This window comes from Natrinema pellirubrum DSM 15624 (genome assembly GCF_000230735.2).
In the GTDB taxonomy this organism is placed as follows: Archaea; Halobacteriota; Halobacteria; order Halobacteriales; family Natrialbaceae; genus Natrinema; species Natrinema pellirubrum.
In genome coordinates this window covers 3242613-3263669 of the sequence record NC_019962.1, presented here as the reverse complement: position 1 = coordinate 3263669, position 21057 = coordinate 3242613, and the positions used below count along the sequence as shown (strand labels likewise).

Here is a 21057-nt window from a genome sequence, read left to right as displayed (position 1 = left end):
CGTTCGCTCACTGCGTTCGCTCACTCATCCCTCGCACGGCGTTACACCGCGGTTCGTCGGTGACTCACCGCGGAGCAGCGCGCGCCACCGCACGTCGAGTGGGTAGTCGAGACCGAGATGCCGCCCGCGATCCTGAACGGACTTACTTGCCCCAGAAGGGGTCCCGGTTGCGCTGCTTGTCGAGGTACATGTTCAGCGCCTCGAGTTCGTCGCCGGGGATCTCGCTTGCGAGTTCCTGCTCTAAGATCTTCGCGTGTTTCTCGGGGATCTCGGCCCAGAGTTCGTCGTCTTCCTCGATGCCGCGGCCGACGGTGGGGCCGTCGATGGCGACCGAGACGCGGTTGCCCGCGCGGGCCTCGTCGACGTCCTCGCCCTGTTCCTGAATGCCTTTGACCTGGCCGACGCGTTCGGGCTCGTTGCCGTCGAACTTGACGACGTTGGCGTTGGTCTGGATCGTCCCCGAGTTCACTTCGACGCCGACGACCGCCGGATCGTTCTGGCGGAAGGTGTGATCCGGCAGAATGCGGAACCGGGCGGGCCGGGTGATGTTCTCGAGGATGGTGTCTTGCTGGGCCTGTTCGATGTTTTCGACGTACTCCTCGTAGCCCTCGACGAGCTGGTAGATGACCTCGTCGGTGAAGATCGAGACGTCCTCGATCTCGGCGCGTTGCTCAGCGTCGTCTAACGTGTCGACGTTGAACCCGAGGATCACCTGCTGTTTCGGATCCTCGGCGGTCGAGGCGACCGAGACGTCACGCGGCGCGACGTCGCCGACCTCCGCGCGGACGATCGGGACCTCGGCCTCGCCTAGGGCGTCGGCCATCGCCTCGAGGCTGCCCAGGGTGTCTGCCTTGACGACGACGCCTTCCTCGGCGGTGTCGACGGCGATGTCGGCCAGTTCGGCCTGGACCTCCGCGATGACTTCGTCGAGATCGCGGTCGCGGACGACCCGGACCGGCGCGCCGGCCATCGCGTCCGCGAGGTCGGGCGCGGCGACTTTGATCCCGGACGCGGCCGAGACTTCCTCGACCGTTTCGAAACGGCTCTCGGTCCGAATTTCGGCGAGCGGCCGCGGCTGGAGCAGGGCTCGGACCTCGGTGACGATCGGCTCGTTTTGCCCGCCGACGACGAGCGTGTCGTCGGCCCGGATTGTCCCGTCGTACAGCACCGTGTCGATGGTCGTTCCGAACCCTTTCTCCTCTTTGACCTCGAGGACGGTGCCGACGCCGGGGCCGGCGACGTCGATCTCCATCTCCTCTTTCATGTAGCGCTGGGACAGCCCCATCATGACGGTCAGGAGGTCGGGGACCCCTTCGCCGGTCATCGCCGAGACGGGGACGACCCCGACGTTGCGCTGGAAGTTCTGGACCCGCCAGTAGAGGTCCGCGGAGAACCCTTCGTCCGAGAGGTTGCCGATGATCTCGTAGAGGCTCTCGTCGAGTCGTTCGCGGACGCGATCCGTCTGGGACTCGTAGGTGTCGTTGATCGGCGCGTCCTCGTTCTCCTTCCAGCCCGGGACGGTGTCGATCTTGTTCGCCGCGACGATAAACGGCGTTTCCGAGCGCTTGAGGATGTCCAGGGCCTCGAGCGTCTGGGGCTGGAAGCCGTCGTTGACGTCGACGACGAGGATGGCGATGTCGGCCAACGCGCCCCCGCGAGATCGCAGCGTCGTAAAGGAGTGGTGACCCGGCGTGTCGATAAAGAGGAGGCCAGGGAGGTCGAAATCGTCCGGGTCGACGAGATCGCCCGCGATCGTCGAGATGATGTCCAGCGGCACGGCAGTCGCGCCGATGTGCTGGGTGATCGCGCCTGCTTCGCCCTCGATGACCGCGGAGCCGCGGATCTTATCGAGGAGACTTGTCTTGCCGTGATCGACGTGTCCGAGGACGGCGACGATCGGCGTTCTGAGGGATGTGGGGTCGCGTGTATCCGTGTCCGACATGATGAACCACCCGAGAAGGTCTTACCTAAATCGTCCGTAGCGCCGTAGTTAAACCCATCGTCATCCGCGTTCCGGACCGCCACGATCGACTGCCGAGTCTCGGCGGTCGCCGACTCGACTCGAGGGCGGCCGTTCCGGCGGTCCGCTCGCCTCGAGAGCGGTCCCAATCGTTTAATACCGATTAGTAAGTACGGGCATGCATGAGCGATATACTCGCTGAAAACCTCTCGGGGAAGTCCGTCATGGGTTCCGACGGCACCGAGCTTGGATTGCTCTATAACATCACCATGGATCTCAAATCGGGTACGCTTCACGATCTCGTCATCGAGCCCGACGAGGAGCTGTCGACCCGCGCCGTCGACTTCGATCTCGACGAGGGCGGTCACTTCCTCGTTCCCGTCAACCGTGTCCAAGCGGTGAAAGACTACATCGTCGTCCAGCGCTAACGGTATGTACGTTCTCGACTCCTCGGCTTTTATCCACGATTTCCATACGACAGAACAGACTGCGACGATCCCGCTCGTCCGCGAGGAACTCGAAGACGAGAGCGCCTATCGCTACGACGCGATGGAGGGATCGGGCATGCACATCCACATCCCGAACGACGACACCACCGAAAAGGTCGAACGCGCGGCCCGGGAATCCGGGGATCTCGGCGTCCTCTCGGACACCGACGTTCGGCTCGTCGCCGCGAGTTTCGAACTCGACGCCACCTTGGTGACCGACGACTACGCGATGCAAAATGTCGCGGAGAAGCTCAACGTCGCGGTCGACGTGATCGCCCGGGAGGGAATCGACGAGCAGCGCCACTGGACCTACCAGTGTCAGGGCTGTGGCCGCGAGTTCGACGAGGAGAAAGAGCGGTGCCCGATCTGTGGGTCGGAACTGGCCCGGAAGAACCCCTCGTAGCTCGCGATCGGTTCGGTTGCGGTCGATGTCCCCGTAAGCGTCGGCAGGCCCGCGCTCAGGCGTGGATGAAATAGAGGTTCAGGAACGTCAACGCGTTGTATAACCCGTGGACCAGCGCCGGGATCAGGAGGTTGTCGGTCCGTTCGTAGATAACACCGAGGACGATCGAGAGCCCGAAGATCGTCCCCAGACTGGCGATGACCGCGCCCAGCCCGTTGGTGGCGTACGCGAGGACGTGGACCGCTGCGAAGATGACGCTTGCCACCGCGACGGCACCGAACCGCGAGAACGTCTCGTACAGCGACTTTTGGATCACGTTCCGGTAGAGGACCTCCTCGAACGGCCCGATGATCAGGATCGCGATCGGTACCATGATAAGCATCAGTCCGGGGTTGCTCTCGGCCTGCTGTGTGGTCGAGTGGTCGGCGCTCTCGACACCGGTCGACTGCATGAGCGTCGAAATCGCGAACAGCGCGCCGAAGAGGACGATGAGGCCGCCGACGGTCCAGGCGATCTCCCGCAGCGTGGGCCACCGGAGATCGATGAACGCCAACCCTCGGTCCGTCCAGCGAAGAAAGGCGACGACCACGATCGCCGTGCCGATGACCACGCCGAGCTGGGTGATGAGCTGGGTGGCCACGAGCCGCTCGATCTCCGGCAGCGTCTCGAGGAACGGATAGACCGGTGCGGCAAAGAGAATCATCAGTAGCTGCGGCAGGATGAGCCCGACGAGGCCGACCCCCGTCATGACGAGGGTCTGGCTGGTCCGGCGCTTGAGCCCGACGACGCCGATGCCGAAGAAGTCCGCGACCGCGACGCCGACGGTCAGCCCGGCGGTCACGAACGCCACGAACACGATCGGTATCGAGAGCAGCGACGTCGTGACTCCTTGATTCAACGCGTAGCCGGCGAACAGGACGACGCCGACGCTCGAGCCGGCGGCGATCGCTGCGAGGGGCTGGGGTTCGCGCGAGCCGTGGCGGCGAACGAGGAAGGCGAGGACGGCGGCGACGGCCAGGCCGGTACCGGCCCAGACACTGGGGTCGTCGACGCCGTTGCGAACGGGGACGAACATGGCGACCAACGTGAGCCCGGCCAGCAGGGTTCCGATACCCGGGATCGCGCCGGACGCGACCGGGCCGGCGTCGTCGGCCCGTGCAGTCTCGGTCATACGTGAGTGTTCGTCCGAGGGCTCATATGCACACCGCAACCGGACGACGGGTGCAGGTCGGCTCGGTCGGCTACCGCTCGACTCGAAGCTCGGTCTTCTCGGCGACCGCTTTCGCCTCTTCGAACTCGCCGCCGCCGAGTAGCCCGCGGGTGGCCTTCTTGGCCCATTCGACGGCCGGCTGCTCGAAGGTGTTCACGCCGTAGAGCTCGCCCGCGAGGACGCAGGCGGCTTCCATCCCGTAGAGGAAGCCGCCGAGTTCGTACTCGTCGACGGCCTCGAGTTCGACCCGGACGTTCGGCCGGCCGGCCGCGGCCAGGCTCGCCTCGGTGGCCTCGAACTCCGCCTCGAGTAGTTCACCCAGCGTCGCGTCGCCCAGATACGCGAGTTCCTCGACGTCGGTCGTGGGGATCGAGCGGTCGGCGTCCGCGTCGGCCGTCACGAAGGTGACGAGTTTGTCCCGCGGGCCCGCCCGGTAGAGTTGCAGTTGGGAGTGCTGGTCGGTGACCCCGAGCGCACGCACCGGCGTCTGGCCGAGATCGTCCTTGCCGAGGCTCTCGGCCCACAGCTGGGCGAACCACTCCGCCGAGGTCTCGAGCGACTCGGCGTAGGGCATCATGGCGTTTACTCCCGCGCCGCGCCCGTCCAGCGCGTAGGTCGTCGCGCCGTAGGCGTAGGCCGGACAGTCAAAGAGCGAGCCCGAGAGCGTCTCTCGCTCGGCGGCCGCGCCCGCGAGCAGGGCCTCGAGGTCGTGGCCACAGACGGCGGCGGCGACCATGCCGACGGCCGACAGCGCCGAGAAGCGGCCGGGGACGCCGTCGGGGACTTTCAGCGACGGGAGGTCGTGGCGGTCCGCGAGGTCCCGCAGCGGCCCCGACTCGCCGGTCGTGACGATGGTCCGCTCGGTCCAGTCGACGCCGGCGTCCTCGAAGGCCTCGCGGACGACGAGGAAGTTCGCCAGCGTCTCCGCGGTCGTCCCCGACCGCGAGACGACGTTGATCGCCGCGTTCTCGAGCGCCAGCCCGTCGAGGCGGCCCGACACCCACTCGGGGTCGACGTTGTCCAGAAAGACCGTCTCGGTGTCTGACTCGAGGGCGTCGACGATCGTCGCCGCACCCAGCGAACTGCCGCCGATACCGACGGTGATCAGGGTGTCGGCGTCGGCGACCGGCTCGACGGCCGCCCGGATCTCGTCGGGATCGGTCCGCTCGGGGAGGTTCAGTGCTTCGTAGCCGTGGTCGGCGTTTGCCATGCCGCGCTCGATGCGCTCGTGGGCGGCCGCGACCTGTTCGTCCAGTCGCTCGAGAGAGGCCCGCGAGACGCCCGGCGAGGCGACCGACGCGAGCGCGTTCCCGATATCGACGTTCATACTCGAGGAGGCGACCGCCGAGGTCAAAGGCGTTCCGAGACGGCCACGGACCACCACTGCGAGCGACCATTGGACTCAAGCGAACTCGAACCGGCACCGACCTCGAGCCGACCGACCGGCTTTTTGCCCGTTCGCCGAGTCGCCCCGCGTATGGAGCGCAGCGAACTCGCCCCCCTGATCGATCACACGGTGCTTGGTCCCGAGACGACGCCGGCCGACGTTCGGCGGGTCCTCGACGAGGCCGCCGAGTACGGAATGAACGCCTGTGTCCCGCCGTACGCGGTCGAGATGGCCGCCGAGTACGCCCCCGACGTGACCCTCGCGACGGTGGTCGGCTTCCCCCACGGCCAGCACGCGCCCGCGGCGAAACGCAAGGAGGGCGTCGGGGCCTGGCAGGACGGTGCGGACGAACTCGACGTGGTGATCAACGTCGGTCGGCTGCAGGCCGGTGCGGGCGAGGCCGTCGAAACGGCACTCGCCGACCTGGTCGCGGCCATCCCGATTCCGGTCAAGGTCATCATCGAAGCCCCGTTGCTGACCGACGCGGAGAAACGGCGGGCCTGCGAGGCCGCGGCTGCCGCCGACGCGGCGATGGTGAAGACCGCGACCGGGTTCGGCGGGGGTGGCGCGACCGTCGACGACGTCGCCCTCATGAGCGACGTCCTCCCCGTCAAGGCCAGCGGCGGTATCGGCAGCTACGACGAGGCGATGGCCATGCTCGAGGCCGGCGCGGAACGCATCGGGGCCTCGAGCGGGGTCGCAATTCTCGAGGGCGCACCCGAATAGTTCGTGGATCCTCGCTGGCTTCGCTGATCACCCGTGCGAGAAGCCAAACGGTTTTGGTCGTCGCTCGAGCAACGCATCCCATGCTCGAGGGGGTACGTGCGCGACTCCGCGCGCTCGCGAGGCGGCTTCGACGACTGGAACGACGTGAACTCGAGGCCGTCGTCCGATGGCTCGAGCAGACGGGGAACCTGCTTCACCTGTCGGTGCTGGTCTTTGTCCCCCTGTTGATCGCCGCGGTGACGTGGCTGGCGAACGCGACCCCCGTGATCTCGTTTCTGCTCTTTCCGCCGCTTGCCTCGGGGACCTTCACCCTCTTTGCGGAGCCGGAAGGGAAGTACGCCTCGCCGGGGAAGTTCGTCGGCGGGATGACCATCGGGGCCTGCTGTGGCTGGCTCGCGCTCGCGCTGACGGCGGCCGTCGGACTGGGTGGCGGCATCAGCGCCTGGGGTGCCGCACTCGGGGTCTTCTGTACCGGCGTCTGCACGTGGGCGCTCGATCTCGAGGTACCGACGGCGTTCTCGACGGCCCTGCTCGTTCTCGTGACCGGCAACGCACAGGTGGCCTACGTCCTCGGGATCGTCATCTCGAGTTCGTTCGTCGCGGCCGCGTTCGTCCTCTGGCGCGACCGGTTCTACGAGCAACGCGCCCGCTATCTCTATCGGACGACCAGCGGCGACGATCACGTCCTCGTCCCGATGACCGACTGCGAGGAGACGGTCGCCCGCTTCGCCGCGTCGATCGCCGGGGCCCACGACGCCGGCAAAGTGGTCCTCTTCGACGTCGTTGAGACGGTCGACGACGAGCAACCGGACGCGTCGGCCGACGGCGACCCGGACGAACCGACGCCCGCCGAACGCGCGGCTACCGACGCCGGTCGCCGTCTCGAGTCGCTCGCGGCTGATCTCCAGAGCGCGTACGACGTCCCCTGCGAGGTCGTCGTCGCGGCCGACAGCGACCTCTCGTCGGGACTCGTCCTCGAGACCGCGCGAGCGGAGAACTGCGATCTCATCGTCACGCCCTACGCCGAACGCGAGGGTGGCGGCCTCTCGTCGTTTATCACCGGGCTGTTCGAGGGCGAGATCGATACGATCGTCTTCCGCTCGAACGGCGTTCGACGGACGCGTTGGCGGAGCGGCCTCGTCGCGGTTCGCGGTGCGGGCGATACCGCTCGCGCAATGCTCGATTTCGCGATCCGGGTGACCGAGTCCGGCCGGCCGATCAGCGTCTGTACCTGCATCGATCGGGAGTCGCGCCGTCGGGCGGCCGAGGGGACGCTCGCGGATCTCGTCGATGCCTTTGCCGGTCCCTTCGAAACCCACGTGGTCACCGCCGCCGTCGAGGACTACCTCGCCCGCATCGCGCCCCGCTATGACGTCTGTTTCGTCGGCTCGAGTACCGACCGCTCGGCGGCCTCTCGCTTTGTCTCCCCGCCGACGTTCCGGAAACTCAGCGATCTGGAGGCGGACGTGGCGATCGTCCATCGGGGTCGCCGACGGTAGGTTATTCGCGCTCGAGAATACGGTCGATCAGCCCGCTCTCGTCGCTGCCGAGCGCCGACCGCACGAGCAGGTGGCCGCCCAGCACCGAGGGGCTGATCACCGCGTCCGCGCCGGCCCGCTCGAGTTTCTTCGTGTTCTCGCGGTCGGTCGCGGCCGCGACGATCCGGGTGGTCGGCGCGAGTTCGCGGGCGGTCAGGACCGCCAGCGCGTCCTCCGCGTCGTGGTTCGTCGCAACGACGATCGCGGCCGCCCGGTCGATCTTCGCACGCTGGAGCGGTTCCTCGTCGCTGGGGTCGCCGGTGACGACCGAGATGCCACGGTCGGTGAGATCCGTCGCGACCTCGCGATCGTTGGTCACGACGACAAACTTGCGGCCACCGTCGGCCAGTTCGTCGACGATCGGTTCCGTCAGTTCGCCGTAGCCGAGGACGAGGATGTGGTCCTCGAGGAGTTGCAGCTGTGAGTCGGTCATCTTTCCGAGTGTCTTCGAGATGCGGTCCTGAATGAGTGGGCCGACCAGCGCCCCAATGGCGATACCGAAACTGGCCACGCCGAGGATGAGGACGGACATCGTAAACAACATCCCCTCGATCGACTCCTGATTCGGCGTGACGTCGCCGTAGCCGACCGTACTCGAGGTGATCAGCGTAAAATAAAACGCATCGAGAATGTTGTTGATCCCGTCGAAGTGTTCCCGCATGGCGTAGCCGCCGATGGTGCCGTACAGTTGGACGCCGACCAGTGCCGCACCGGCCGCGATCTGCGTCGTCGTCAGCGAGAGCGGTTTGTCGAACCGGCCGCGGGTCAACAGGAGGGCCGGAATCGACACGATCGAGAGGACGACCAGCGGAACCGAGTACTGGCTCGACTGGAGGAGGCCCTGTCCCGCGGTCACCGGGAGCAACAGCAGCGTCGCCCACCAGCCGGCGCGGAGCCCGCGTCGGAGGGCAAGCGCACTCCCGACCATCATGAACCCGGTGAGCGCCCCGGTGAACGCGGCGGCGCTTTGAATCGCGTCGGGAACGTACCCGTGGAGCGGCCCCGGGTTCGGGGTCCAGATGTTGATGACTGCAGTGGCGACCGAGAGCAGCGCGACCAGCAGGACGAGGATCACGGTCGCCCGCGTCGTCAGCACGTGCTGCCAGTCGTCCGGGAGTCGTCCTCGAAGCGACCGGTCGTCGGCCATACACACCGGTGAGCGACGGCGTCAGTTAAACGTCTCCGTTCGGAATTCGGGGGATCGCCGCTCGAGCCGGAGACGGCTGCCGGTGCTAATTTAACCGCTCCGGTCCACTGGCCCACAATGCCATCCCTTCCGGTCGAAGTGTTGCTCGGTCTCTATCTCGGCCTCCTGACCGGTATCGTTCCCGCCTTCGTCGCCGGTTCGCTCGGCTTTCTCGTCCGGTATTTCACCGGCGTTACCCTGCCCGGGTTCGGTGTCGTCGTCCTCGCGCTGTCGATCGCCAGCGTGCAGGGCGGACTGCTCGGGCTCGTCGAACCTACCATCGCCCAGTCACCGCGGCTGCTCGTCGCCGTGCTGGTCGTCCTCATGCTCGCGCTGTACGCCCACAACCAGGGCGACAAGCTCGGCTCGGAACTCCCGCGTCGGCTCTCCTTGACCTCGCTGCGCCAGCGGACCCTCTCGGCCGATGTCGTCGAACTCGTCGGCTCGGTCGGTCAGGTCACGGTGCGTCCCACCGGTGAGATCCACGACATGGAAGGCTACCCGCCGCTGTCGGCCGACCTCCGCCGGACGTTGAAAGGGGGGTCGTGGCGGCTCCCTGCCGACCTCCCGCTCTCGGAACTCGAGGCCCGTCTCGAGGAGCGCCTGCGGACCGATCACGATCTCGCGGACGTCGCCGTCGCGATCGACGAACGGGCCCGGGCGACCATCACGGCCGCGCCGCCGTCGGGTGGTCTCTCCCGGCGCGTCCCGGCGGGCCGGCGGGCCGTCTCGCTGACGACGCTCGTCCCGACGGGACTCGCGAGCGGGGACGTGGTGAGCGTCCGCGTCGGCGACCGCTCGATCGGAGGGACCGTCGTCAGCGCCCGTACCGAGACCGACGACGAGATCGACGGCGACGACGGGTCGTCGGGGCCTGCCGACGCGGTCGCGCCCGATGGCGGCGCGGACCCCGAGCCCGCTCCCGCGGCGAAACCGCACGCGGCGACGGCCGGCGGCTCGGGCCGCGTGACGATTGCCGTCCCCCGTCGGGACGTCAAGCCGGTCCTCGAGGCCGAGTCGCCGCGGCTCGTCGTGCGCTCGCGGGGCACCAGCCGTGAGTTCGAGGCGCTCTCGCTGGTCAAACGCGAGGGGTATGCCATCCGACGACTGACCGTCGGTCCGATCGGGGCGACCGACGAGACGATCGCCGGGACCGACGTGACGGTCCTTGCGGTCCGTCGACAGGGCAGCGAGACCGGTGAGCGCCGCCACGGCTGGGTGTTCGCTCCCGGGATCGAACGGCCGCTCGAGGCCGGCGACGAGGCGTTCGTCGCGGGTCCCGACGACGCGGTCGAGGCGTTCGCGGAGGCGATCGCGCAATGACTGCGATCGTCGCGGCGGCGGTCCCGACCGAGACGCTGCTCGAGGCGGTCGTCCGGATCCTCGGGTTCGCCCTGCTTGCGGCCGGCAGCGGGGCCGGCGTCGCCTTCGTCTATCGCTGGTATAGCGCCGACGGGATCCCGGAGGGCATCGCGGTGTTGTTCGGCGTCGCGCTCGTCGCGATCTGGCTGAACACTCAGACGGCGCTCCAGCAGGCGATCATCGGGAACACGGGCCTGCTCGAGCCCGGCACCGCGATCTACACGGTCGGTGCCTTCGCCGCCAGCGCGGTCGCGGCCGACGGCGGCCGGCGGCTGGGCGATTACCTCGCCCGGGACGTGTTCATGGTTGCGACCCCGCGGACGATCACCGAGGTCACCCAACTCGTCCGCTCGGCCGGCCGGGTCGTCACGGTCGAACTTCCCGACGAGATCGACGACATCGAGGGCTACGACCCGGTCGACGAGTCGGTGAAAGCCGACCTCGCCGGGCAGACGTTTCTCCTCCCCCGGCGGCTCACCGACGAGGAACTTCGCGAGCGGCTCGTGGCCCGCCTCGAGCGCGACTTCGGGATCGGCCACGTCGACGTCGATCTCGAGCCCGACGGCACGGTCGCGTTCCTCGCCGTGGGTAGCCGGCCGGCCGGTATCGGCCCGACGCTCGCGCCGGGGACCGTCGCCGTCGCGCTCGAGGGCGACCCCGCGGCCGACGCCAGCCCCGGCGATGCAGTCCGGATCTGGGCCCGCGGCGAGGACGGGGGTGCCCGACGGATCGCGGGCGGGGAACTCCGCGGGACCGCCGGCGACGTCGCGACTGTCGCCCTCGACGCCGAGGACGCCCGCGACCTCGAACCCGACGGCGACTACCGGCTCGTGACGCTGCCGGGCAGTCCCGACGCCGAGCGCGACCTCGTCTCCCTCTTGCGGGCGGCCGACGAGACGGTCCGATCGATCACCGTCGAGGCCGACGACCCCCTCGTCGGACTGGCGGTCGACTCGCTGCCGGTACTGGTCCTCGCGCTCGAGCGCGAGGGCGACGCCGACCACCGGCCGCTGCCGGCCGGGGACGTGCGACTCGCGGCCGGCGACGTCGCGTACGTCCTCGGCCGGCCGGACGCGCTTCGCCGGGTGACCGAACGGTCGCTGGCTGACGCGGACGAGTCTGCGACACCGCCGGCCGACGACGGCCAGCAGGCGGCCGCCGATCCGGATCACGGCCACGCGCCGGAACGGCCCCGAGAGCGGTAGCTACTTGCCGCCGGCACCGATACCGCCACGTATGCCCACGGAGTGGAAACTGTTCGCGGATCTGGCCGAGCGCGCCGGCGACAAGCACGTGACCGTCGAGGCCGGGGCCGGCGACACCGTCGGCGACGCCTTCGAGGAACTGCTCGAGGAGGCCCCCGCCCTCGAGGGCCGCGTCCTCGAGGACGGCGAACTGCGCTCCCAGATCAACGTGCTTCGCAACGGCACGAACGTCTTGGTCGAGGAGGAGGGGCTGGCGACGGTTCTCGAGGCGGGCGACGAGCTGGCGCTGTTCCCGCCGGTCAGCGGCGGGTAGCCGTCAGCGAGTCGCCGTCAGGTCGATCCCCAGCACGAAGTCCGGTTCCTCGGCGATATCGACACCCGCAGCGGGCACGTCGGTGACGAACCGGGCCGTTTCGGGAATCAGGACGCGCGTCTTTTCCGCGCCGCAGTCGGCCGCGTCGCGAGCGATCGCGGCGAACAGCGAGCGGGCGGCTTCGACCCCGTCCCATGCGGCGACCCCGTACTCGACCCACCGCTCGGTTTCGGGATCGTCGCTCGAGCCATCCATCGCGTCGCCGTCGACCGGCCGGTCGTAGCTTCGGGTGCGGTAGGCAGCGCCAGCGAGTCCATCCTCGCTCTCGACGGCGAAAACTGCCGTTTCGTCGGCCAACTGCTCGAAGTCCTCGCGCGTGAGTTCGCGGACGGCCCACGATTCCTCGGGCGCGAGACCGAGCCCGCGCAGGTATTCGCGGGCGTCGCTGTGGGTCCAGTAACGCCACGCCTTGGTCGGATCGCTCGAGACCCGATGCGGCCCCTCGGCGTCCGGGTCGGGGTCGGGATGGGCGAAGCGAAACTCGGTGACCGGTTCGAAGCCGCTGGCTCGTGCCGCGCCCAGTGAGGCCGCGTTCCACGAGAAGATCATCACGCGGCCGACGGTCGCGCCCTGCCGGCGGGCCCACTCGAAGGTCGCCTCGTTCAGCCGGTGGCTTACGCCCCGCCGGCGGTAGTCGGCCGCGACGCGCATGCCCTGGAACCAGGCCTCGTCCTCGGAGAGCATGACGGCCTGGACGATTCCCGCGGCCTCGCCGTCGACTTCGGCGAGGAAGGTTTTCTTGCCCTGGCCCGGCTCGTCCTCGAGCCAGTCGTGGTAGATTCGCGGGATGTAGTCGCCGCCGCGGTCGGGCCAGATATCGCCCGTGAAGTCGGCGACGGCGTCGTAGTCGTCGTGAGTAGCGCGGCGGATCTCGATGGCGGATTCGGAATCCAACTCTGATGCCATAGCTGTCGAGTATTGGCATCTCATGTGGTCGCCCGTGAAAGAACTTCGCGGGCTCGAGGCGGGATCGACTGCGGTGGCACACGCTGTCGGCCGTCCGATTTCGAGTGCGCGTCCCAAAACAAATTCTCGACTCCGTCTCCGTTCAGCCGCGTCCAGCGGACGTGATCACTCCCAGGGGACCGACCGCTCCTGGATCTCGCCGGCCAGCGACGTGCCCATCGCCTCCGCGACGTCGTCGCTGTTTTCGAGCGCCCACATCAGCTTGACTTTCGCCGTCCCGGGCAGCGTGTCGCCGGCCTCGATGACACCGGCCTCGAGCAGGTCCCGACCCGTGTCGTAGACCCGGTCACAGACCCGCCCCTCGAGACATTGGCTGGTCATGACGACTGTCGTCCCGTCCGCGATGAGTTCCTCGATGCGGGGGATCAGATCGGTGTGGACGTGTCCGAGCCCGGAGCCCTCGATGATCAGGCCCTCGCTCCCCTCGACGACGTCGAGGAACGCGGGGTCCATTCCGGGGGTGAACTTGAGCAGTTCGACGTCGCCCTCGAGGTCGTCGCGGAGTTCCAGCTCGCTCGCTCCACGCTCCTGATACGCCCGCCGGAACTCGACGGTCTCGGTCTCGTACTCGACCTCGCCGAGCGGTTCCGCGCCGACGGTCTCGAAGGCGTCCCGCCGCGAGGTGTGGTTCTTCCGCACGCGGGTCCCGCGGTGAAGGGCACAGCGGTCGTCCGACTCGGTGGCGTGCATACAGACCATGACCTCCGCACAGTCGCTTTTGGCGGCCTCGACTGCCGAGACGGCGTTCATCACGTTATCGGAGGAGGGGCGGTCGGCCGAGCGCTGGGAGCCGGTGAAGACGATCGGCACCGGCGTCTCGAGCATGAACGCGAGGGCGGAGGCGGAGTACTGCATCGTGTCGGTGCCGTGCATGACGACGATGCCGTCCGCGCCGGCCTCGATCTCCTCGCGGACCGCCTGCGCGAGGTCCCGCCAGATCGACGGCTCCATGTTCTCCGAGAGGATGTTGGCGACGACACGCCCACGGTAGTTCGCCCGGCCGGCCAGATCCGGCACCGCCCGCAGGACGTCCTCGGCGTCGAACTGGGCGGTCACCGCGCCGGTACGGTAGTCGACCGTCGAGGCGATCGTCCCGCCGGTCGAGATCAGCGAGATCGTCGGCAGGTCGTCGTCGAACTCGATCTCCGAGGCCCCATCGTCGCCCGCGGCGTCGGTACCGTCGATCTCGTAGACGTCCTCCGCGAGGACCTCCACGTCGGCCCCGCCCCGGTCGACGCCGACGTTGTAGCCGCCCTCGAGTTTCACCACGAGCTGGTCGTCCGTACTCGAGGGGAGCAACACGCCTTCGTACGTACGGTCCGCGCGATCGACGCGGACGCGGTCGCCTGGGTTCATGCGTGGCCGTAGCGCGGCCCCGGACTTGAAGGCACGCTTTCGCGCTACCGGCGGCCGGGCCGGCAGACCCGCCCACGGAACCGAAGACGGCGAGAGAATCCCCTCGTGAAACGTCGTCAAACGCAACAAATAAATCGCTGACCGATTACATACGTGATATGCAAATCGAGCCGCAGGCGTTCGACCGGGTTCTCTCCTCGATGTGTACGGAACCCCACCCGGCGGCACGCGACGCGGCCGAGCGGTTTCTCGCGACCAACCCCGGCGATCCGGGCACCTATCCCGGCGTCTCGGAACTCGAAGAGGACGCGATCGCCCTGCTGAGCGAGATCGCCGGCCTCCAAGAGCCGGCGGGCTATATCACCAGTGGCGGCACGGAAGCGAACATTCAGGCAGTCCGGATCGCCCGCGAGCGGGCCGACAGCCGGAATCCGAACGTCGTCATGCCCGAGTCGGGCCACTTCAGCTTCCAGAAGGCCGCGGACCTGCTCGGGGTCGACCTCCGGATCGTGCCGACCGACGACGACTACCGGGCCGACCTCGAGGCCGTTCGGGCCGCCGTCGACGAGGACACCGCCGCGGTGATCGGCGTCGCGGGGACGACCGAGTACGGCCGCGTCGATCCCATTCCGGAACTCGGCGAGATCGCCCGGTCGGTCGACGCGACGATGCACGTCGACGCCGCCTGGGGCGGCTTCGTCCTTCCGTTTACCGACTACGAGTGGAACTTCGACCACGCCGCGGTCGACACGATGGCGATCGATCCCCACAAGATGGGCCAAGCCGCCGTTCCTGCGGGCGGCCTGCTCGTTCGCGATTCGGCCCTGCTCGACGAACTCGCCGTCGACACGCCCTACCTCGAGTCGACCTCACAGGCGACCCTGACCGGCACCCGCTCGGGTGCGGGCGTCGCCAGCGCCGTCGCCGCGATGGAGGAGCTGTGGCCGACGGGGTACCGCCGGCAGTACGTCCGCTCGCAGAACAACGCCGAGTGGCTCGCCGATGCCCTCGAGAAACGCGGCTACGAGGTCGCCGACCCGACGCTGCCGCTGGTGGCGGCCGACGTCCCCCGCTCGACCTTCGACGCGTTGCGGGCCAAGGGCTGGCGGATCTCGAGAACCGCGACCGACGAACTGCGCGTGGTCTGTATGCCCCACGTCACCCGCGAGATGCTGGCCTCCTTTATCGGCGATCTCGACCGGCTCGAGGTGCGTGCGAGCGTCCCGATCACGAGCGACGACTGACGGTCCGTCGTCGCTTTCGCGTCTTTTCTCTCCGTCGCTGCAGTAATTCTCTTTGGAGTGGCGTTCAACTGACCAGCCACGGATGGGAGAGCAGACACGCCGACGTCGATGTTCGGAGGATCGGACGGGGAGGACCAGGCGGCGGTTCCTGACCGCAACCAGCGTAGCGTTCGCGGCCGGACTGGCTGGCTGTCAGGACACGACGGATGCCGGGGATCCCGACACGAACGACGGGGCGTCGTCGTCGCTTGAGCCCCCGACGGGAACCAGCGAGGACGGGATCGACGACCCGACGGCGCTCGTCGACGCGACGCAGGAAGCGTTGTCCGCGAACGATTATGCCCTCGAGCAGGAACTCGTCAACGCCGTCGATGGTGAGGAATCACTGGCCGTGACCCAGCGGCGACGGAGCAGCCTCGAGGACGAGCGACGGCTCTTCGTGTTCGATGCGCAGTCCGAGACGAACCGTCGTTATATCGAGGGTGACACGGTGTACAGTCGGTGGACGTCGGACGGCGAAACGACCGTCGGATCGAGCGAGGCACGGCGGGCGTTCGCCGAGACGCATCCACCGGAACTGCTCGGTGGGAGCGAGAGCCTCGGGGGAATCGTCGAAACGGGGACGTACACACCCGGCGAGACGGCCCGTCGGAACGACCGGCGAGTACTCCGGTTTGACCTCGAGTCGGCGGACGAGTCGGCTGTCTCCGGGACAGTGACCGAAGCAACCGGGACCGTCTTCGTCGACGCCGACAGCGTCGTTCACGATGCGAGCCGATCTCTGACCGTCGAGGAGGACGGGGTGACGACCACGGTCGAACAGTCGTTCGTCGTCCACGAACTCGGCGCGGTCGACGTCCAACGGCCCGACTGGTTCGAGGCGGCTCGAAACGCCGGCGACTGATCGCCGGCGCGTCCCGCGGTCGGCCACGCCGATCGAAACCGGCGGGTTTTACGCCCGCGAGCGCGACGTGACGACCATGAGCCACGAGGACTTTCCGACGGACGAACCCGCCGTCGTGACCTGTGGGCTCCCCTACGCGAACGGGGACCTTCACATCGGTCACCTGCGGGGGTATATCGGCGCGGACGCCTTTTCCCGCGCGCTCGAGACGCTGGGACAGGAGACGGCCTACGTCTGCGGCTCGGACATGCACGGCACGCCGGTCGCGGTCAACGCCGAGCAACAGGGCGTCGACCCCGAGGACTTCGCCCTCGACTGGCACGAGCAGTACAAGGAGACGTTCCCGCAGTTCAACGTCGAGTTCGACAACTACGGCCACACCCACGACGAGACCAACGTCGAGACGACCCAGGAGATCGTCCGGACGCTGGACGACGAGGGCTACATCTACGAGAAGGAGATCCAGGTCGCCTACGATCCCGACGCCGACCAGTACCTCCCCGACCGCTACGTCGAGGGCACCTGTCCCTACTGCGGTGCGAAGGCCCGCGGCGACGAGTGCGACGAGGGCTGTCAGCGCCACTTAGAGCCCGGCGAGGTCGAGGACCCGACCAGTACGATCACGGGCAACCCCGCGGAGTACCGCGAGCGCACCCACAAGTTCTTCGAGGTCTCGGAGTTCTCCGAGTTCCTCACCGAGTTCCTCGACGGCCTCGAGGGCACCTCGAACGCCCGCAACCAGCCCCGGCAGTGGATCGAAGACGGCCTGCAGGACTGGTGTATCACGCGGGATATGGACTGGGGGATCGACTATCCAGACGACGATGCGGGTGGTGAGGACGACCTCGTCCTCTACGTCTGGGTCGACGCGCCGATCGAGTACATCTCGAGTTCGAAGCAGTACTCCGAGCGCGTCGGCAAAGACGCGTTCGACTGGGAGCAGGTCTGGAAGGGCGACGGTGAGATCATGCACGTGATCGGCCGGGACATCATCCAGCACCACGCGATCTTCTGGCCGGCCATGCTCGAGGGCGCGGGTTACAACAAGCCCCGCGGGATCGCCGCGACCGGCTTCATCACGATCAACGGCAAGGGGCTCTCGACGAGTCGCAACCGGGCGATCTGGGCCAAGGAGTACCTCGAGGAAGGGTTCCACCCCGATCTGCTGCGGTACTATCTGACGACGACCGGCGGGCTCCAGCAGGACGTCGACTTCTCCTGGGACGCCTTCCAGGAGACGGTCAACGGCGAACTCGTCGGGACCATCGGCAACTTCTGGTACCGCTCGCTGCTCTTTGCCTACCGCAACTACGAGGGGACGCCGGACACGGACGTCTCCGAGGAAGTCCGCAAGCGTATCCAGGACGCGATCGGCGACGTGCGCGCAAACGTCAACGACTACTCCATGCGCGGGGTCGGCGGAGCGGCGACCGAACTCGCGCAGTTCGGCAACGAGTACATCCAGCGCAACGAGCCCTGGAAGCTCGACGCCGAAAGCGAGGAGGCGACGCAGGTCATCCGCGACTGCGTCCAGATCGCCAAGGCCGTCGCCGTCCTGCTCGAGCCGATCACCCCCGACAAGGCCCAGGCCCTCTGGGCACAGATCGGCGAGGACGGCGATATCGCCGACGCACATCTCGAGGATGCGCTCGAGGCTCCACCACGGGACTTCGACGAACCCGGCGAACTCTTCGAGAAGATCGAGGACGACCGCGTCGACGAGCTGACCGAAAAGCTCGAGGAACGCGTCGCGGCCGCCTCGGACGATGACGACGCGGAAACCGAAAGCGACGAAAGCACCGACACGGAAGCCGACGGTATGAGTGACACCGATGATCTCGAGCCGCTCGCGGACGAGCGGATCGGGTTCGAGGACTTCCAGGAACTGGACGTCCGGGTCGGCCGGATCGAATCCGCCGAGGGGATCGAGGACGCGGACGACCTCGCGCGCCTCGAGGTCGACATCGGCTTCGAGACGCGACAGATCGTCGCGGGGATCAAGCAACTACACGACCTCGAGGAACTGCCGGGCGAGAAGTGCGTCCTGCTCGCGAACATGGAGAAAGCCGAACTGTTCGGCGTCGAGTCCAACGGGATGATCCTCGCCGCGGGCGAGGAGGCCGACCTGCTGACGACCCACGGCGACGCCGCCGTCGGCGAGAAGATCAAGTAAGCGACTCGGTCGGGAACGGGAGATTGGGCGGTCGTGTACCGGCCGTTCGACACCCCGCCACGGGACTATCTGTCAACCCGCCTCAAATACAGCTATGTGGCTAGATGAAATACGTTCTCATATGTCACAGAGTGACGGGCGCGCTCGAGGGGTCGTCGGTCGAGACGTGGGATCGAACTGGCTCGCGGGACTTCCCGCCGCTTGCGGATCGGCGGAAGCCAGGGCGCTCGTCGTGATCGCCCTCTTGCTGTTTTCGCTCATGGCGCTTGGCAACCTCGCCGGCCTCTGGTGACCGCTCTCCGGTCCCACCGCTTGAGGCGGTGCGGCGGACCGGCGTTCGTCGCCACGCGGGGGTGACGTCCGGGAGCGTCGCCGCCGCCAGTTCGTGGCGTCAGACCTCGTCGACGATGTCGGAGAAGTCGTCGGTATCGACGATCGGCATCGTCTTTCCCTCGAGGCCGTGGCGGTGCAGCGTCAACGCGGACTTGAACGCCGCCTCGCGGTCGCCCGCCTCGAAGGTGATCAGGAAGTCGTGTTCGCCGAGCGCGGCGTAGGAGTCGAGCAACTCGGTGTCGTGTCCCTCGAACTCCGTCCGGATCTCGCCCCAGATCGTCGCGAGTTCCTGTGCGTTCTGGACGTCGCGATCGGCGAGGTCGACGAGGGTGGCGTAGGTCGGCATGGGAACTCGGAGGGTCGATCCGCGGAAAACGGTTGGCGTGGCAGGCGACGGGACCGCAACCGGCGGCCCGAACTGGTACTCGAGGGCGAGTAAGCGACCGGTTTTTACGCCACCTGGCGTTAGCCCCCGACATGAGAAACGCGAAGATCGTCTGTACGCTGGGACCGGCGTCGAACGACCGGGAAACGATCCGGGAGTTGGCCGAGGCGGGGATGTCGGTCGCACGGCTGAACGCGAGCCACGGAAGCCGCGAGGACCGCGCCGCATTGATCGACCGGGTCCGCGCGGTCGACGAGGAGCGCACCGAGCCCGTCGCGGTCATGCTCGACATGCAGGGCCCCGAGATCCGGACCGCGCCCCTGCCCGAGGGGGAGACAGTGACGCTCGAGACGGGCTCGGAGATCCGCTTCGTCGAGGGCGGGACGGCGACGCCGGAGACCGTCGGGCTCTCGCTGTCGATCGACGCCGTTGAGCCCGGCGATCGGATCCTGCTCGACGACGGGTTGATCGAGACGACGGTCCTCGAAACCGAGGGCGAGGGCGTCCGCGCCCGCGTCGATACCGGCGGCGACCTCGGCGGCCGCAAGGGGGTCAACGTCCCCGGCGTCGAACTCGGTCTCGACGTCGTTACCGAGTCTGATCGGCGGGATCTCGAGCTGGCCGCCGAAAAGGAGGTCGACTTCGTCGCCGCGAGTTTCGTCCGGGACGCCGACGACGTCTACGAGGTCGACGAGGTACTCGAGGCGGCCGGCGCTGACATTCCGGTCATCGCGAAGATCGAGCGAGCGGGCGCGGTCGAAAACTTGGACGAGATCATCGACGCCGCCTACGGCGTGATGGTCGCCCGCGGCGACCTCGGCGTCGAGTGTCCGATGGAGGACGTCCCGATGATCCAAAAGCGGATCATCCGGAAGTGCCGCGAGGCGGGGCGACCGGTCATCACGGCGACGGAGATGCTCGACTCGATGGTGACGGCTCGCCGGCCCACCCGTGCGGAGGCCTCCGACGTCGCCAACGCCGTCCTCGACGGCACCGACGCGGTCATGCTGTCGGCCGAGACCGCGATCGGTGACCACCCTGTCGCCGTCGTCGACGCGATGGACAGCATCGTCCGCGAAGTCGAGGGCTCCGTGGAACACGCCGAACTGTTCGAGCAGCGGGTCCCGGCCGCGGGCGAGGCGCGGACGGACGCGCTGGCTCGTTCGGCCCGCTTTCTGGCCCGGGATATCGACGCGGACGCGGTCGTCGCCGCGACCGAGTCCGGCTACACCGCACTCAAGACGGCGAAGTACCGCCCGGGCGTACCCGTCGTCGCCTCGACGCCGAGTCAGGCGGTGCGTCGCCAGCTCGCGCTGACCTGGGGCGTGACGCCGCTGTATGCCTCCGTCTCGGATCAGGGTGCCGACGCCGTCGTCGAGAAGGCCGTTCAGGCCGCGTTAGACGCCGGCATCGCCGAAAGCGGGGACACCGTCGTCGTCCTCTGTGGCATGATGACCGAACTCGAGGGGGCGAACACGACGAACATGCTGAAGGTCCACGTCGCGGCCGACGCCCTGACGACCGGCCAGGTGGTCGTCGAGGGCCGGGCGACCGGGCCGATCGTTCACGCCACCGACGGCGATCTCTCGGGAGTCCCCGAGGGAGCGATCCTTGCGCTGTCGGCCGACTTCGACGCGGAATTCTCGAGCGAGACGGATCGAATCGGCGGGATCGTCAACGCCCAGCGGGGGATGACCGGTTATCCGGCGATGATCGCGCGCGAACTGGGCGTGCCGATGATCAGCGACGCGGACGTCGAGACGCTGTCGGCCGGCGAGACGGTCACCGTCGACGCGGAACGCGGCGTCGTCTACGGCGGCGACATCGGGGGCCGTCCCGAGCGCCCCTGAGACCGACT

19 protein-coding genes are annotated in these 21057 nt (G+C 68.0%); 12 read left to right on the top strand and 7 right to left on the bottom strand.

The annotated features are described in order from the left end of the window. Positions 1-142: 142 nt before the first annotated feature. Complete coding sequence (gene infB, locus NATPE_RS15765; protein WP_006182586.1) at positions 143-1942, bottom strand: translation initiation factor IF-2; 1800 nt, start codon at positions 1940-1942, stop codon at positions 143-145. A 200-nt stretch (positions 1943-2142) separates the two neighbouring features. Between infB and NATPE_RS15760 the strand changes: the two genes are divergently transcribed. Both NATPE_RS15760 and NATPE_RS15755 read left to right on the top strand, forming a co-directional pair. Beyond that, on the top strand, positions 2143-2388 hold the full coding sequence (locus NATPE_RS15760) for a PRC-barrel domain-containing protein (RefSeq protein ID WP_006182585.1): 246 nt from the start codon (positions 2143-2145) through the stop codon (positions 2386-2388). 4 nt (positions 2389-2392) lie between these two features. Continuing rightward, complete coding sequence (locus NATPE_RS15755; protein ID WP_006182584.1) at positions 2393-2851, top strand: NOB1 family endonuclease; 459 nt, start codon at positions 2393-2395, stop codon at positions 2849-2851. A 55-nt stretch (positions 2852-2906) separates the two neighbouring features. Here NATPE_RS15755 and NATPE_RS15750 read toward each other — a convergent pair whose 3' ends face one another. Both NATPE_RS15750 and NATPE_RS15745 read right to left on the bottom strand, forming a co-directional pair. Continuing rightward, positions 2907-4022, bottom strand: a complete 1116-nt coding sequence (locus NATPE_RS15750; protein ID WP_006182583.1) for a CPBP family intramembrane glutamic endopeptidase — start codon at positions 4020-4022, stop codon at positions 2907-2909. A 70-nt stretch (positions 4023-4092) separates the two neighbouring features. Continuing rightward, positions 4093-5388, bottom strand: a complete 1296-nt coding sequence (locus NATPE_RS15745; protein ID WP_006182582.1) for a hypothetical protein — start codon at positions 5386-5388, stop codon at positions 4093-4095. 150 nt (positions 5389-5538) lie between these two features. On the opposite strand from NATPE_RS15745, the gene deoC reads away from it, so the two are divergent. Both deoC and NATPE_RS15735 read left to right on the top strand, forming a co-directional pair. Further along, complete coding sequence (gene deoC / locus NATPE_RS15740; protein WP_006182581.1) at positions 5539-6174, top strand: deoxyribose-phosphate aldolase; 636 nt, start codon at positions 5539-5541, stop codon at positions 6172-6174. Between the two features lie 80 nt (positions 6175-6254). Further along, positions 6255-7673 (top strand): HPP family protein, encoded by a 1419-nt coding sequence (locus NATPE_RS15735; protein ID WP_006182580.1) that lies wholly within the window; start codon positions 6255-6257, stop codon positions 7671-7673. A gap of 1 nt (position 7674) precedes the next feature. Here NATPE_RS15735 and NATPE_RS15730 read toward each other — a convergent pair whose 3' ends face one another. Then, entirely contained in the window at positions 7675-8859 is a 1185-nt protein-coding gene (locus tag NATPE_RS15730; RefSeq protein ID WP_006182579.1) for an NAD-binding protein, read from the bottom strand. 117 nt (positions 8860-8976) lie between these two features. Between NATPE_RS15730 and NATPE_RS15725 the strand changes: the two genes are divergently transcribed. Genes NATPE_RS15725 through NATPE_RS15715 form a run of 3 tightly spaced genes read left to right on the top strand, consistent with a single transcriptional unit; the run spans position 8977 to position 11778 of the window. Continuing rightward, positions 8977-10221, top strand: a complete 1245-nt coding sequence (locus NATPE_RS15725) for a TrkA C-terminal domain-containing protein (RefSeq protein WP_006182578.1) — start codon at positions 8977-8979, stop codon at positions 10219-10221. Then, positions 10218-11465, top strand: a complete 1248-nt coding sequence (locus NATPE_RS15720; protein WP_006182577.1) for a TrkA C-terminal domain-containing protein — start codon at positions 10218-10220, stop codon at positions 11463-11465. Before NATPE_RS15725 ends, NATPE_RS15720 begins: the two co-directional genes overlap by 4 nt. A 31-nt stretch (positions 11466-11496) precedes the next feature. After that, on the top strand, positions 11497-11778 hold the full coding sequence (locus tag NATPE_RS15715) for a ubiquitin-like small modifier protein 1 (RefSeq protein WP_006182576.1): 282 nt from the start codon (positions 11497-11499) through the stop codon (positions 11776-11778). 3 nt (positions 11779-11781) lie between these two features. Here the strand turns inward: NATPE_RS15715 and NATPE_RS15710 are convergent, their stop codons facing one another. Then, complete coding sequence (locus NATPE_RS15710) at positions 11782-12744, bottom strand: GNAT family N-acetyltransferase (RefSeq protein ID WP_006182574.1); 963 nt, start codon at positions 12742-12744, stop codon at positions 11782-11784. Between the two features lie 165 nt (positions 12745-12909). Continuing rightward, the gene (gatD, locus tag NATPE_RS15705; protein ID WP_006182573.1) at positions 12910-14160 is read right to left on the bottom strand and encodes a Glu-tRNA(Gln) amidotransferase subunit GatD; all 1251 of its coding nucleotides are present in this window, start codon (positions 14158-14160) and stop codon (positions 12910-12912) included. 137 nt (positions 14161-14297) lie between these two features. Here gatD and mfnA point away from each other — a divergent pair, with 137 nt between their 5' ends. The 4 genes from mfnA (at position 14298) to NATPE_RS22395 (ending at position 18773) form a co-directional block, all read left to right on the top strand. Further along, positions 14298-15404 (top strand): tyrosine decarboxylase MfnA, encoded by a 1107-nt coding sequence (mfnA, locus tag NATPE_RS15700; RefSeq protein WP_081597645.1) that lies wholly within the window; start codon positions 14298-14300, stop codon positions 15402-15404. Between the two features lie 82 nt (positions 15405-15486). Further along, positions 15487-16308 (top strand): hypothetical protein, encoded by an 822-nt coding sequence (locus NATPE_RS15695; RefSeq protein WP_006182570.1) that lies wholly within the window; start codon positions 15487-15489, stop codon positions 16306-16308. A 76-nt stretch (positions 16309-16384) separates the two neighbouring features. Continuing rightward, the gene (metG, locus tag NATPE_RS15690) at positions 16385-18481 is read left to right on the top strand and encodes a methionine--tRNA ligase (RefSeq protein WP_006182569.1); all 2097 of its coding nucleotides are present in this window, start codon (positions 16385-16387) and stop codon (positions 18479-18481) included. A 121-nt stretch (positions 18482-18602) separates the two neighbouring features. Further along, the gene (locus tag NATPE_RS22395) at positions 18603-18773 is read left to right on the top strand and encodes a hypothetical protein (RefSeq protein WP_015299198.1); all 171 of its coding nucleotides are present in this window, start codon (positions 18603-18605) and stop codon (positions 18771-18773) included. Positions 18774-18872: 99 nt separating this feature from the next. Here the strand turns inward: NATPE_RS22395 and NATPE_RS15685 are convergent, their stop codons facing one another. Then, on the bottom strand, positions 18873-19160 hold the full coding sequence (locus tag NATPE_RS15685; protein WP_006182568.1) for a GYD domain-containing protein: 288 nt from the start codon (positions 19158-19160) through the stop codon (positions 18873-18875). 131 nt (positions 19161-19291) lie between these two features. Here NATPE_RS15685 and pyk point away from each other — a divergent pair, with 131 nt between their 5' ends. Beyond that, entirely contained in the window at positions 19292-21049 is a 1758-nt protein-coding gene (gene pyk, locus NATPE_RS15680) for a pyruvate kinase (protein ID WP_006182567.1), read from the top strand. Positions 21050-21057: the final 8 nt, after the last annotated feature.

Excerpts from the sequence above, each read along its gene's own strand:
- infB (WP_006182586.1), bottom strand. The coding sequence starts at position 1,942 with ATGTCGGACACGGATACACGCGACCCCACATCCCTCAGAACGCCGATC.
- NATPE_RS15760 (WP_006182585.1), top strand. The coding sequence starts at position 2,143 with ATGAGCGATATACTCGCTGAAAACCTCTCGGGGAAGTCCGTCATGGGT.
- NATPE_RS15755 (WP_006182584.1), top strand. The coding sequence starts at position 2,393 with ATGTACGTTCTCGACTCCTCGGCTTTTATCCACGATTTCCATACGACA.
- NATPE_RS15750 (WP_006182583.1), bottom strand. The coding sequence starts at position 4,022 with ATGACCGAGACTGCACGGGCCGACGACGCCGGCCCGGTCGCGTCCGGC.
- NATPE_RS15745 (WP_006182582.1), bottom strand. The coding sequence starts at position 5,388 with ATGAACGTCGATATCGGGAACGCGCTCGCGTCGGTCGCCTCGCCGGGC.
- deoC (WP_006182581.1), top strand. The coding sequence starts at position 5,539 with ATGGAGCGCAGCGAACTCGCCCCCCTGATCGATCACACGGTGCTTGGT.
- NATPE_RS15735 (WP_006182580.1), top strand. The coding sequence starts at position 6,255 with ATGCTCGAGGGGGTACGTGCGCGACTCCGCGCGCTCGCGAGGCGGCTT.
- NATPE_RS15730 (WP_006182579.1), bottom strand. The coding sequence starts at position 8,859 with ATGGCCGACGACCGGTCGCTTCGAGGACGACTCCCGGACGACTGGCAG.
- NATPE_RS15725 (WP_006182578.1), top strand. The coding sequence starts at position 8,977 with ATGCCATCCCTTCCGGTCGAAGTGTTGCTCGGTCTCTATCTCGGCCTC.
- NATPE_RS15720 (WP_006182577.1), top strand. The coding sequence starts at position 10,218 with ATGACTGCGATCGTCGCGGCGGCGGTCCCGACCGAGACGCTGCTCGAG.
- NATPE_RS15715 (WP_006182576.1), top strand. The coding sequence starts at position 11,497 with ATGCCCACGGAGTGGAAACTGTTCGCGGATCTGGCCGAGCGCGCCGGC.
- NATPE_RS15710 (WP_006182574.1), bottom strand. The coding sequence starts at position 12,744 with ATGGCATCAGAGTTGGATTCCGAATCCGCCATCGAGATCCGCCGCGCT.
- gatD (WP_006182573.1), bottom strand. The coding sequence starts at position 14,160 with ATGAACCCAGGCGACCGCGTCCGCGTCGATCGCGCGGACCGTACGTAC.
- NATPE_RS15695 (WP_006182570.1), top strand. The coding sequence starts at position 15,487 with ATGGGAGAGCAGACACGCCGACGTCGATGTTCGGAGGATCGGACGGGG.
- metG (WP_006182569.1), top strand. The coding sequence starts at position 16,385 with ATGAGCCACGAGGACTTTCCGACGGACGAACCCGCCGTCGTGACCTGT.
- NATPE_RS22395 (WP_015299198.1), top strand. The coding sequence starts at position 18,603 with ATGTCACAGAGTGACGGGCGCGCTCGAGGGGTCGTCGGTCGAGACGTG.
- NATPE_RS15685 (WP_006182568.1), bottom strand. The coding sequence starts at position 19,160 with ATGCCGACCTACGCCACCCTCGTCGACCTCGCCGATCGCGACGTCCAG.
- pyk (WP_006182567.1), top strand. The coding sequence starts at position 19,292 with ATGAGAAACGCGAAGATCGTCTGTACGCTGGGACCGGCGTCGAACGAC.